The sequence below is a fragment of the Paenibacillus sp. BSR1-1 genome (assembly GCF_030403775.1).
Classification (GTDB): domain Bacteria; phylum Bacillota; class Bacilli; order Bacillales; family Cytobacillaceae; genus Neobacillus.
Genome location: NZ_JAQMWQ010000004.1, coordinates 156,021 through 169,248, shown reverse-complemented (window position 1 = coordinate 169,248; position 13,228 = coordinate 156,021). Strand labels below are relative to the sequence as shown.

Here is a 13,228-nt window from a genome sequence, read left to right as displayed (position 1 = left end):
TATTAATGTGGTGTCTTTTTTTATTTACTTGAAGAATGAATGAATGAATAGGTCTTAGGTAAATGAAGAAACCTATAACTACCTATTATGTGGAGGTTTAGGATGTCAGAGGAAACATTAGCAGATACCATTCATTCGGACTTTCATTTGAATATTCAAACGATGAATAATACATTTTCTAACATACATGATTTTAAAACAAGAGTCTTCGAAATAAAAGAACGGAAGATTGGGATTACTTATATCGATTCGATTACGAATAAGGATATCGTTAACGGTAGAATTGTAAATGAAATTTATAAGTTAGATTATAAGGACTCCATCGTCGATATTCCTGTTGCAAATATAAGTGTAACTGATAACTTTAAAAAAATTTATTCTGGTATTATGGATGGTAAAGTTGCAATATTTGAGGGAAATTCGAACATCGCTTTCCTGGTGGATACCGGATTATTTGAAACCCGGTCCATAAGGGAACCTGATTCCGAAAAAATTGTAAGCGGTTCTCATGACGGCTTTGTTGAAAGTTTAAATAAAAATATTAATATTTTAAGGAATCGTATTAGGACACCAAATCTAAAGAGTGAAATTTTAAGTGTTGGTGGAGGAGATATAACAACGAATGTTTCTATCCTTTTTTTAGAGAATATCGCAAATCAAGATGTGGTTAACCTCGTAAGAAAACGGATTTCTTCCATTAATCTTGAGAATAATCTTACACCTGGAAAATTGGAAGAATTTATTGAGGATAACTCATTCTCTCCTTTTCCACAAATTTTAGAAACAGAAAGACCGGACAGAGTTACCGCGAACTTGATGGATGGCCGAATTGCTGTGCTGGTTGAGGGAAGCGCTACTGTTTCAATTTTGCCCGTTACCTTTTTTTCCTTTTATCAATCGCCTGATGATTATAATACAAGATTTATTTTAGGGTCGTTTTTACGGATCATCCGACTGTTAGGTTTCTTTATTAGCATTAGTTTACCATCCATTTATATTGCGATCGTTTCCTTTCATTATGAGGTCCTTCCATATGAGTTAGTAACAAATATTAAATCGAGTTTGGAATATGTACCATATCCACCTGTTGTTGAAGCCTTGATTATGCAGCTTACACTTGAATTATTAAGAGAAGCAGCAATCCGGCTGCCTACTTCTATGGCGCAAACGGTAGCTATTGTAGGGGGATTAGTAATCGGTACAGCAATTGTGGAAGCAAATCTCGTATCGAACACCATGATCATTGTTATTGCCATTACGGCAATTTCTTCATTTACTGTGCCCATTCATGAAATGAGTTCATCGATTCGGTTATTAAGTTTTCCAATGATTTTTGCGGCAGCGTTGTTAGGTTTAGTGGGAATCGTAGTAGGGTTTATGTTTTTAATGATTCACTTGGTAAAATTAGAATCTTTCGGTGCTCCATATTTTGCGCCTCTTGGTCCAATTCGTTTTTCAGATTTAAAAGACACAATAATAAGAGTACCATATTGGAAAATGAAGACTAGGCCAAGTACAGCAAAACCAATTAATGAAAAACAATCCACTGGGAAAAAGGGGTGGGCGGAGGATGGAGAATAATAAGGAGAATATTTCTTGTTTTCAGATGTTCTTTTTCATTGTATTGGCAACCATAGGTGAAGGCATTTTATCATTTCCAAATTTGGTTTTTAAAGATGCTAGACAAGCCTCGTGGATATCGATTTTGATAACGGGTTCAATCGCTATATTTTTGGCTTTAACATACCTTTATTTGCATCGTCGATTCCCAAGAAAAACTATTTATGAAATTTGCATAGTAATGTTTGGAAAATGGGTAGGAAGGTTAATCATAGTCGGCTACCTGATTTATTTTTTCCTCATTTGTATGAGTATTAATCGGATATACATGGAAACAATTAAAAACTGGATACTAACCTCTACCCCTGCATCAGTGATCTTATTTCTTATGTTTATGCTGGGAATATATTTAGGCAAGGAAAACTTAAGAATGATAACACGATTTTTTCAGCTTTGTTTTTGGATTATTATTTTTCTTATGCTGATGAATCTAGGGTCTTTTCCTTACCTGCATTGGAAATACTTATTTCCGGTAAATGAAGTCAGCTTTCCCGATATTTTAAAAGGAAGTCGAAGAAGCATTCCGTCGTTTTTAGGGTTTGACAGCTTATTGATCATTTTACCTTTTGTAAAGGGTACTATGAAAAGTAAGGTTAAGTCCTCTATGTTTTCCATTGTGTTTATAATTTTCACCTATATATATGTGATGTTAACCTGTATTTTATTTTTTAGTTCGAAAGAATTGATTTTGATTCCACAGCCCATTTTGTATTTATTTAAATCGATTACATTCTTTGGAGTCATCGAGAGACTCGATCTCATTATTGTTTCCTTATGGATTGTCATGATGATGACCAGCTATGTCTCCTATATTTATCTGATAAATATGGGATTTTGTACGCTATTCCACTTAAAAAAACGAACCATTCCAACAATTATCATAACAGTTCTTGTTTATTTTCTTGTTCTATTCATTCCGGTTTCAAGAGAATCCATCGTTACTCAGTTTAAACTGATAACCATTTTAAGTTTCATTTTTTCATCAGTAATACCGTTATTAGCTATCATTTTGTCCTTCCTTTTCCACCGGAAAGACATGAATGAAGGGGAACCTCAATGATGATAGGAAAAAGATTTTTTATATTCATCGTTATGCTTGCCCTGACAGGATGTTGGGATGAAAAACTTTTAAAAGATAGTTCACTTGTCTTAAGTATTGGCATTGATTTAGCGAAAAACAATGAAGTAAAAACTACTACGGCAATCCGAACAAGCAGAATCATTTCGGGCGGTCAGAGTGAATCTATAAATTACATTGTGGAAGAAATATCAAATACAATCAGGGAAACCAGATTGGAAGTAGACAAACAAATTCCGGGTGTTTATGAACAAAATAAATTAAGAATCTTATTGATTGGAGACAAAATTGCAAGCAAAGACCTTTATCCTTACTTTGATGTCTTTTTTCGTGATCCAAGAAGTTCACTTGCTGCAAAAGTTGCAGTAGTGAAAGGTGAAGCTTCAGAAATTATCAAAATGAAAAAATTAAAGGAAAACTTAATAAGTGAAGCTTTGATTGATCTATTAAAAAGTGCAGAAGAGCATACGATTGTTCCTGTTGAAAATCAACAAACGATTTTAACCAGTATGTTTGATGTAGGAGAGGATTTTACGCTTCCGTATATGGAAAAATTAGATAAAGACACTGTCAAGGTTACCGGTGTGGCTCTATTTCACAGGAGAAGCTTTACAGGCAAAACTTTAAAAGGCAACAAACCAATTATATTTTTAATGGCAAAAGGAGAAAAGAGTAAGGATATTAAGCTAACAGAAAGATTAGAAAACAAGGATGGTCGTAATGTAAAAAACTTTGTCTCTTTTTCCGTTTTAAAGACTAAAAGAAATATGAATATAAAAATGGTAAAAGGTAAGCCAGCTGCAACCATAAATCTTAAGCTGTTTATCGAAATAAATGAATATCCCGAAGGATCATTATATGGGCAAAAAGAGGAATCTGCACTCAATAAAAAGGTGGCACGAAGGATTGAGAAGGAAGCGAATGCAATGGTTGATACACTTAAAAGTGCTAATTGTGATGCCTTTGGAATTGGCCGCTATTTAATAGCTGATCACCATAAAGAGTGGGAAAAATTAAATTGGGATAAGGAATATCCAGACATGGCTTTTAAAATAAATGTCAAAGTGGAAACAGTTAATAGAGGGATTATTCAATAGCTTTTTAAATGACCCATCCAAACGTGTTGAAGGTAATTAATACTTTCCACGGATGATGGGTCATTCCTATGAGTTCACTAATCAACAATTCCAGTTTGTCGGATATCTACATTTGCAATAACACGAACTTTTACGTTGGGATAAAACTTTTTCCATTGTTTTTCATTAAATCCGCGATAATGTTCTTTATATTTTGCTCCAAAACCGAGAGGGTCTACTTGATGGTTTTTAAATTGGTTGATCATTTTTAAGGCATTTTTTTCTAATTTATGTTCAACCTGTTTTTGATATTTCTTTTTATCAAAAGCCTGTCTTTTTTTCTTTGAAGGAGCGAACTCTTGAAGTTTTGTCTTCATTTTAAGATGAATTATATACTCTGGTCTGCCGTTTACAATTTTTACTTTATACTTTGTATTTGAATTAAGTGTTTCAAGAACCACCTTATCACCATTTTTTAATATAAACCGGTTTAAACCATTCCTGTTTTGATCAAGCAAAGCTTTAAATATGAAAAGCTCTTCCAGTGAAATAGAAGTAACGTATTGATCATAATTAAAAATGGCCATTCCTGTGATCTGGATGTTATGATCTACTTTTTTTATTAAAGGTAAATAAGGATCTTGTCCTATTTGAAATAGTTGTAATAAAAAGGTTTGTAAATCAGTTCGAGGCAATCTTCCGTATTCCATGTTTTGGTCTAGCATCTCTTGCAAATAAATAGAAATATTCTCTTCTTTATATTTTTTCATCTTTAGCAACTCATTAGTATCACCATCAACGATCGCCAATTGAATAAGACTACCAATTGACGGATCACGGTTTAAGGTATCCACAAAATCATTAATCCCTTGTTTTGCCAGTGTTTTACCGTAAAGCGTTAGCCTGAGCTGTCCGCTTACTAAGCGAAAACGTGTTTCGTTACTTAATTTAGTGCGAATTTCTTTACTAGATTGCCCGAAGGCTGTTTTGACTTCAGAATAGGAAGATCCTTTTTTTATAATTGGAAATACAACCGTCCCCTTAATGTTGTTTTTACCGGCCAGATCATATCCTACTCCCTGTATCAAATTGATTTCATTTACAATATTGGTAGGGAGGAAAGAACATCCTGTTAATAATAAAATAAGAAATAACCAAACTGCTAGCCGATTAACCATTTTGATTACCCCTTTTTAAAAAGGTAAAAACAAGTAAGAGTAATGGGATATAGCCGTAAAATATGTATAAGTTCATTTGAGTGACCATTTTATCCAGCATTTCTTTGAAGGTTTCGGTTATGAATTGAGAAAGTACCACACTTAATATGCAGAGAATGAGTAATGTATACTTTTGTTTTCTACAAAATATCTTCTTTAAACCTCTGCTGGAGCACCAAAACAAAAGCCCGAGTAATGAAGTAACGATAATTAAATACATGGAAATATACAAGTATTCAAAACGCTCCAAGAACGAAAGCTTAATTATTTTTGTTAAAGAAAGTTCCGGCCATATCGTCGTTTTTAACTGATTTTCACTATAAAAGGTAAAGGAAACAATTGAAGAGACTGTATATAGTAAAGTTGTAAACAGTACTCCTAAATGAGCGAATTTTTTCGAGGCTTTAGGATCCCTTATAAATGGATAGTACATCAATAATGCCTCGGTTCCCGCTAAAGTATACATCGAGCTTTTAATGGAATCCATTATTTCCATGAAGGAATGGTTCATGATTGGCAGCAAATTGGCAAAATGAGCGATTTTTAACGGGAAAATATAAAGGTAGATTAACAATATTTGCGGAAAAACAAACGATAAAAAAGACATGCCGACAATGGTCCGAAATCCTCCAGAAACACAATAGTACATTAAAAGTAGAAGTGGAATAGAGAGAATCCAAGACGGTATAGTAGGAAACATCCACACTTGAACGATTTCAATAAACCCAAGTAAAACAGAAATACTTGCCAGCCAGTAATAAATGATGATGAAAAAGCTTAAAAATTTGCCTAGAAAATTGCCAAAAAGATTTATATGAACATCAATAATATCTCCATCGGCTTTTCCAAGCAGTTTATAAGCTATCCATATAAAAGCTTGGACTAAACAACCGGCGAGTAAGACGCCAATCCAGGCATCATATCCTGCTTTCGCGGCAATGATTCTTTGGAAGCCTAAAATGCCAACACCAACCTGAGAATTATAAATAATAAAGAAGACTAAATAAGGAGAAACTTGATGCCTAATATTCGCTTGCAAATGGAATTCTCCTTTACGAATTATTCATAAAAATCGTTCATTGGCTCTGGATTCTTTCCGGTACCAGTTGATTTTCTCTTCTTTTGCGGCCTTAAGTTTTTTGGATTTTCTTTTTGCATTGAAAAAGGAAGTCTCACCCATAAATCTTGAAAGGAAGTAGTACGTATTGGATACTGGCTTATATAGGGTCGCCCCAGTGACGTTAAGCGCAGTAAATGGACTTGGATAAATTGGAAGGTTAAAAACACTCCAAACAAACCAAACCATTGGGCGAGAAAAATGGTTGGAAACTTAAGAAATCGAATGGTATTGCTAAATTTATAAATAGGTGAAGTATAGGATGCTAAAGTTCCGAGTCCAACTAAAATAAGCAGAACATTACTTGTTAACCCAGCTTCCACCACTGCTTGCCCGATTACAATACCACCCACTACCCCAAGGGATTGTCCAATTTTAAACGGCAGGCGGATTCCAGCCTCTTTCACCATTTCGATCATTAATTCTAAAAAAAGAGCCTCCAAAAATGGGGGAAAGGGCACGGTTGCTCTTGAACCAACAAGCGTCTCCAATAAACGAGCAGGAATCAACTCATAATGATAGGTCATGATGGCTACATACATAGGAGTGACCATACCCGAGATAAATACGGAGAGTAATCGTAATAAACGAAAGAAATTTCCTATGATCCAGGAGTAACTATAATCCTCCATGGCAATAAAAGATTCCATTAAAGTAACGGGAAGAATGACTAAATTTGGTGATCCATCTACTGCAATGATTATTTTACCTTCTGTTAGTCCAGCGGCAACACGGTCGGTTCTTTCCGTTGAAATCGATTGAGGAAACAAAGAATTAGAATTGTCCTCAATCATCGAAGAGATGTAAGAACTATCCTGTATGTGATCATATTGGATATCATTTATTCTTTGAATGACCGTGTTTACATTTTCCGGATCGGCAATTCCATCCATGTATATTACTGCTACTCTAGTTTTTGATAGTGCGCCAACCTTCATTTCATGGACGAGCAGTTCTGGAACAGGCAGTCTTTTACGGATAAGATTAATATTGGTATCTAATTCTTCAATAAATCCAACCTGCGGGCCTAATGCAGAGGATTCCAGCATGGGCATGCTAACATCGCGAAATTTACTGTTCGCAATATTGATTAATAAACAGTCTTCATCAAGTTGATGAATTTGAATAGCTATCGATCCATTCATAATGCTTTGGATGATTTCCTCTGCATCGTTAGAAAGAATAATCTCTTGAACAGGGATTTTACTTTTTAATTCTTCGAGGGAAAGCCGGTCTTGTAAAAAGGGCAATACATCCTTATGTAAAATATCTGATGAAATCAGAGTGCGATAATAGGAAAGCCAGAACGGTTCATTCTCTCTTAGTGATGTATGTTCGTGAACGAAATCATTTGATTTGGATAAACGTTCAATCCAACAATGTTTAGAGGCTGAACTATTTTCCTTGTCTCCATTTTTTATCTTCATCTAAATCCCTCTAAAATGATTTTTCCTCATTATGTGTAAAATAGGGAATTTTATTCAAATTAACATATTTTAATCTGTCTCCTTTATTTTGGTAAACGGATAATGGAAAATAATATAAATAGCTTTTTTATTAAAAAAAATTACCCTACTCAATTGTTGAATAGGGTAATTTTTTAATACAAAAGGACTTTCGTTTATTATTTTATATATTATACCTTTCATATTTAATTTTCACATTAATCATGAAGAGATGAATGCGTCAGCATTCGGGAGTGGAATTTAAAATGCTCTAAAAATTTCTTTGTATTAATAGAAAAATGATTATTCTCCGAGCGTATCCAGCCTACACCTATCTTTTCCTGTTCGTAATTGATGATTTCGATAGGTACGATTTCGCCGCTTAATACATAAGGATCATTTTGGTTAGAAAAGTCTGGCCCGAAACTAATTCCTAATCCCTCTAATATCGCTTTTTTTATTACTTCAGTATTATCTGAGGTAAATACTATGTTCATTGGCCCAAATTTATTAATTAAATCATTGGCAAATCGTATCACATAATCACCATTATATAAAATAACATTTTGAGTCATCAATTGTTCAGGAGTTATAAATTTTTGAGACGCTAAAGGAGACGATTTACTGACGTACACCTTCATCCTTCCTTCAAGTATTACTTCAAATTTTAAATCTTCTCTATTTTTTATTAAATCTTCGTAAATGGTTATTAGGCCAATATCAATCTGATGTTTTTCGACAAGCTCAATAATATGCTGAGTGCCTCTTTCTGAGATTTCTATATTCACATTTGGGAAAGCGTTTTTATAGGAAGATAAAGGTTCTAACAGGAACAGCATAAAGCCAGGGATCGATGAGAGCTTTAAATTTCCCGAAATTACCGTGTTATATGATTGGGCTTCATCTTTAAATTCTTGAAGTCTGACTAATACCTCATAGGCCTTTTTAATCAATATTTTACCTTCATCCGTTGGAACGGCGCCAAGTCGTTTGAAGCGATTAAATATTTTAACACCTAACTCATCCTCTAATCTAGTTATGGATTGACTGATTCCCGATTGAGAAACATGCAGGTTTTCTGCTGCTACCGAAATAGATCCTGTTTCCGCAACCTTTACAATATATTCTAATTGTTCGATATGCATAGGTGTCTCCTTTAAATAGAAGTATAGCTTATATTATCTTAAGTAACAGTTGTTTTATTTAAGTGTAAGTTATTTATATAATAAATTCAAGAAAATCTTAATTTTCTAAAAAATAAAAGGAGGGAAGGAAGAGGATGACTTTGAATTTGAATGAGAATTTAAAGAACAGTGCAGCTAGGTTTCCAAATCATACCGCTTATACGTATCTATATGAAAGTACGACGTATGCAGAACTAGATAAAGTAGTAGATTCTGCTGCATCAGGGTTATCAGCTGAAGGCATCAGAAAAGGTGATAGAGTTGCTTTGATGCTTGGAAATTGTTCTGAGTTTGTAATTGCTTACTATGGGATCCTTCGGGCTGGTGCAGTGGTTGTCCCGATAAATCCAGCTTATACTTCTGGAGAAATTTCCTATATTTTATCAAATAGTCAAGCAAAGGCATTGATTGCTCATTCTTTTTTAGAACAGAAAATATCTCCATTGAGAGAGAAACTAGAAAATTTGAAATTGGTTATCTACACAGATTCAATCGAGTCCGAATGGACTTGGGAGCGTTTAATTCATCATCCAAAAGAAGTTTTTGAAAACCCTTCCATAGATGAGGATGATTTGGCTGTGATTCTCTATACTTCTGGCACAACTGGAAAACCAAAAGGAGCCATGCTATCCCATCGAAATATGGCATCGAATACTGCTTCAATGTCCCAATTAGGTGAGTTCACTGAAGAAGATCGTATCATTGCGGTTCTTCCTATGTTCCATGTGTTTTGTATAGCGACTTGCATCAACATTCCTATTGCATGCGGGGCAGCCATAGTCATAGTTCCAAAATTCAGTCCGAATGAAGTGATCAAGACGATTAGAAGAGAGAAAGCGACCATATTTGCCGGAGTTCCGACCATGTTTAGCTTTTTGTTTCAGGTGCCAGGCACAACGGCAGAAGATTTTTCATCAATACGGGCTTGTTTTTCAGGCGGTGCTTCGATTCCAGTTGAATTATTACATAGATTCGAAGAGAAGTATAAGGTCCACGTATTAGAGGGTTATGGCCTATCAGAAACGGCTCCCGTAACAGCCTTCAATCCGTTACGGGGAACAAGGAAACCGGGCTCTGTGGGTATAGATATACCGGAAGTGAAGAATAAAGTGGTGGATCTGAATGGCGTGGAAGTTCCAAGAGGAGAAATTGGAGAATTAATTGTACAAGGTCCCAATGTGATGATGGGGTATTTAGGAATGCCGGAAGCTACATCTTCCGCTTTGAAAGATGGATGGTTTTATACCGGTGATTTGGCCCGAATGGATGAAGAAGGATACATTTATATCGTTGACCGTAAGAAAGATATGATCCTTGTTGGCGGATACAATGTCTATCCGAGAGAAGTCGAAGAGGTATTATACCAACACCCAGCCATCGTGGAAACGGTTGTAATCGGAATTCCTGATAAGGAATACGGAGAAATCGTGAAGGCTTTTGTGGTCACTAATGATGAGGGAATTACGACGGATGACATCCAGTATTTTTGCCAAGACAAGCTCGCAAAGTACAAGCTGCCAAAACAAGTGGAATTTATGAGCGAATTACCAAAGAACAGCACAGGTAAAATTTTGAGAAGAGCTTTGCGTGTTGAACAGGTGGAAGTTAATTAGTTTGCTAGAGAAAATTTCTTAAATACATTTGAAAATTATGAAAGAGTTAATAAAAGGAGGAATTTTTCTATGAAAGCAGCAGTGCAAACATTGGAATTTCCACTCTTTATAAATGGGGAGTGGAAGCCTGCGTTAAGCGGACAAACTTTTGAGGTAGTAAACCCTGCAACTGGTGAAGTCGCAGCAAAGGTGGCAAAGGCTGGTAAAGAAGATGTGGAAGCGGCCGTTTCATCTGCCCGACAGGCTTTTGATTCGGGAGTATGGTCTAAAAAATCCCCACAAGAACGTGCCAACGTACTTGTCCAATTTGGCAACAAAATCATTGAACATGCAGAAGAATTGGGGTACTTAGAATCTATTAGTTCGGGAGCAACCGTTCGACGTATTTCAAACATGGATATCCTAACCATTGTTGATCTCTTACAACAAACAGCAAAGTTCACTTTAGAGTATCCGTATGTCGAATCACTTCCTAATTTACCCTTCCCTGGACCAAGCAATAACCAGGTCTGGCGGGAACCGATTGGTGTTGTAGCAGCCGTTACCGCCTGGAATTTTCCAATGATTTTGGCTATGTGGAAATTGGCCCCGGCGCTGGCAATGGGGAACTCTATTGTAGTCAAACCAGCATCCAATACGCCATTGTCTACCTTGAAATTAGCGGAATTGGCAGCTGAAGCAGGAATACCAGCAGGCGTATTCAATGTGGTATCTGGCCCAGGAGCAAGCATTGGAGAAGCACTTGTAACCCATCCAAGTGTTGACAAAGTCGCTTTTACTGGTTCTACAGAAGTCGGCAGCCGTATTATGCAAATGGCAGCAGGAACGGTGAAACGCGTGACTCTTGAGTTAGGCGGTAAATCACCAGCTATCGTATTGCCGGATGCCGACTTGAGTATTACCATTCCAGGCATTTTATTCGGATTCTTATCCCACTCTGGACAAATTTGTGAATCAGGCACTCGAGTTCTCGTACATGATTCCATTTATGATCAAGTAATTGAACAATTAGCTGAACTTGCAAGCACCATTACAATTGGAAATCCTTTAGATATCTCAACAGGAATGGGTCCGCTTGTTTCACAGCAGCAATTGGAAACCGTTCTCTCTTATATTGAATCTGGGATTCAGGAAGGGGCACGAATGGTTTGCGGTGGAAAACGCAGGATTGTAGAAGGATTTGAAAACGGATATTATGTTGAACCCACTATTTTTGCCGATGTTCATAATGACATGAAGATTGCGAGAGAAGAAATTTTTGGGCCTGTTCTCTCCGTCATTCGTTACTCCACTGTTGAGGAGGCAATTGAAATAGCGAACGATACGATTTATGGACTAGCAGGTGGAGTTTGGTCGAAGGATGTGAATAAAGCGATGCAAATCGCCCGTGAATTAAAGGCGGGTACGATTTGGATCAATGATTGGCACATGCTCCGAAGTGATGCGCCATTTGGCGGTTACAAGCAAAGCGGTTTTGGCCGGGAATTAGGACGCCATGCATTGGATGAATATTCTCAAGTCAAGCATGTCCACTGCTCACTCGTACCTGAAGTAAGTCAAAGACCTTGGTACCAAATTCTTTTGGGATAATCCAGATTCATATATTAATACAATTCTAATAAAGCAGGTGATCTTATGTCGACATCTTTTTTTCAATTTTCTGTACGAACGGTTGTAAATAGCGGGGCGGGATCTAGAACTTTGCTTCCTGAGATGATTAAAGGGCTTGGCGGTAAACGGGCAGTGCTCTACACGGATAAAGGGTTAACACAGGCCGGAATTACAAAAAAAATTAAAGAATTGTTTGAAATCATGCCTGGTACACCTGAGCTAGTCGGTGTGTTTGATGATATCGAACAGGATGCAAAGGGTGGAATTATTAATCTTGGTGCTCGTTATTTTAAAGAGTGCAACGGTGATGCCTTGATCGCTCTTGGCGGCGGCAGTGTACTAGATACTGTAAAAGGCATCAAGTGGATGCTTCATAAAGGATTGGATGATATTCGTGATTCCCTTCTTACCGGAAATGTAATGGAGTGGTGGCCAGAAGCCAATTATATTCCGATTCCTCACGTAGCCATTGCGACAACGGCGGGAACAGGAGCAGAGGTATCACCAGTAGCTGTTATCCTTAATGAAAATCTTGGAATTAAATCAAACCTAATTCATCCGTTCATCAATGCGGATATGGCGATTTTGGACCCGGATTTAACAGTAGGACTTCCTCCTAAAATCACCGCATTTACTGGATTTGATGCTTTGACACATGCAGTGGAAGCTTATTTTTCACCGAAGGCCAATCCAATGACAGATGCCTATGCCCTGCAATCAATTCGAATGATTGTAGACAATTTACCGACTGCTGTCCACAAAGGGGACGAGCTTTCTACAAGAGCGAATATGCTGATGGCAAGTTCTATGGCCATTTCTGCATTCTGCTTATGCCTGAATGCCGTTCCCGTCCACAATATGGCACATGCGATCGGGGCAAAATTCAATATCCCGCACGGACTGGCTAATGCTGTGCTTTTGCCAAATGTAATGGAATCTTTGCCTGCATACTATTTGCCGCGAATCACAGGATTTGCCGAAGCTCTAGGTATCGCGAATCCATCAGAAAAACCGGAAAAATGTTTAGAGGAAGTTATCGAATATATAAGAGATCTCCGCAAAGCGGTAAATCTACCTGACACTTTTGCTGAATTTGAATGTAACGAAGATAAGCTGAAACTTTTGGTACAAGCTGTTCATCATGACCCTGCAGGAGTTTTCTTCAAGATCCCAGCCCCTATTATCACCAAAGTGATAAATGAAGTGTTCGAGTTAAAAGCAATAGAGGCTTAACACGACCATTGGCAATCTTGTAATACGGAAAACA

The 13,228-nt window shown here is 36.8% G+C and carries 10 protein-coding genes; 6 read left to right on the top strand and 4 right to left on the bottom strand.

Going from position 1 to position 13,228, the window contains the following annotated elements:
- Positions 1–102 precede the first annotated feature (102 nt).
- From PH210_RS08765 to PH210_RS08755, 3 genes are read left to right on the top strand one after another with little or no spacing between them, the layout of a single operon-like run.
- Positions 103–1,581: a spore germination protein gene (locus PH210_RS08765; RefSeq protein ID WP_289984679.1), complete on the top strand. Its 1,479-nt coding sequence runs from the start codon at positions 103–105 to the stop codon at positions 1,579–1,581.
- On the top strand, positions 1,571–2,680 hold the full coding sequence (locus tag PH210_RS08760; RefSeq protein WP_289984678.1) for a GerAB/ArcD/ProY family transporter: 1,110 nt from the start codon (positions 1,571–1,573) through the stop codon (positions 2,678–2,680). Before PH210_RS08765 ends, PH210_RS08760 begins: the two co-directional genes overlap by 11 nt.
- Positions 2,677–3,795 carry a Ger(x)C family spore germination protein gene (locus PH210_RS08755; protein WP_289984677.1) on the top strand — a complete coding sequence of 373 codons (1,119 nt, stop codon included), beginning with the start codon at positions 2,677–2,679 and terminating at the stop codon, positions 3,793–3,795. Before PH210_RS08760 ends, PH210_RS08755 begins: the two co-directional genes overlap by 4 nt.
- Before the next feature lie 77 nt (positions 3,796–3,872).
- Here the strand turns inward: PH210_RS08755 and PH210_RS08750 are convergent, their stop codons facing one another.
- The 4 genes from PH210_RS08750 to PH210_RS08735 form a co-directional block, all read right to left on the bottom strand.
- A complete protein-coding gene (locus PH210_RS08750; RefSeq protein ID WP_289984676.1) occupies positions 3,873–4,952 on the bottom strand; it encodes a Ger(x)C family spore germination protein in 1,080 nt (359 codons plus the stop codon).
- Positions 4,945–6,030 carry a GerAB/ArcD/ProY family transporter gene (locus tag PH210_RS08745; protein ID WP_289984675.1) on the bottom strand — a complete coding sequence of 362 codons (1,086 nt, stop codon included), beginning with the start codon at positions 6,028–6,030 and terminating at the stop codon, positions 4,945–4,947. The genes PH210_RS08750 and PH210_RS08745 overlap by 8 nt, the downstream gene beginning before the upstream one ends.
- Before the next feature lie 20 nt (positions 6,031–6,050).
- Positions 6,051–7,535: a spore germination protein gene (locus tag PH210_RS08740; RefSeq protein ID WP_289984673.1), complete on the bottom strand. Its 1,485-nt coding sequence runs from the start codon at positions 7,533–7,535 to the stop codon at positions 6,051–6,053.
- Between the two features lie 236 nt (positions 7,536–7,771).
- A complete protein-coding gene (locus tag PH210_RS08735) occupies positions 7,772–8,698 on the bottom strand; it encodes a LysR family transcriptional regulator (RefSeq protein WP_289984672.1) in 927 nt (308 codons plus the stop codon).
- A gap of 134 nt (positions 8,699–8,832) precedes the next feature.
- Between PH210_RS08735 and PH210_RS08730 the strand changes: the two genes are divergently transcribed.
- The 3 genes from PH210_RS08730 (at position 8,833) to PH210_RS08720 (ending at position 13,194) form a co-directional block, all read left to right on the top strand.
- On the top strand, positions 8,833–10,350 hold the full coding sequence (locus PH210_RS08730; RefSeq protein WP_289984671.1) for a long-chain-fatty-acid--CoA ligase: 1,518 nt from the start codon (positions 8,833–8,835) through the stop codon (positions 10,348–10,350).
- A gap of 69 nt (positions 10,351–10,419) precedes the next feature.
- Entirely contained in the window at positions 10,420–11,940 is a 1,521-nt protein-coding gene (locus PH210_RS08725) for an aldehyde dehydrogenase family protein (protein WP_289984670.1), read from the top strand.
- A 45-nt stretch (positions 11,941–11,985) separates the two neighbouring features.
- On the top strand, positions 11,986–13,194 hold the full coding sequence (locus PH210_RS08720) for an iron-containing alcohol dehydrogenase (RefSeq protein ID WP_289984669.1): 1,209 nt from the start codon (positions 11,986–11,988) through the stop codon (positions 13,192–13,194).
- Positions 13,195–13,228 lie beyond the last annotated feature (34 nt).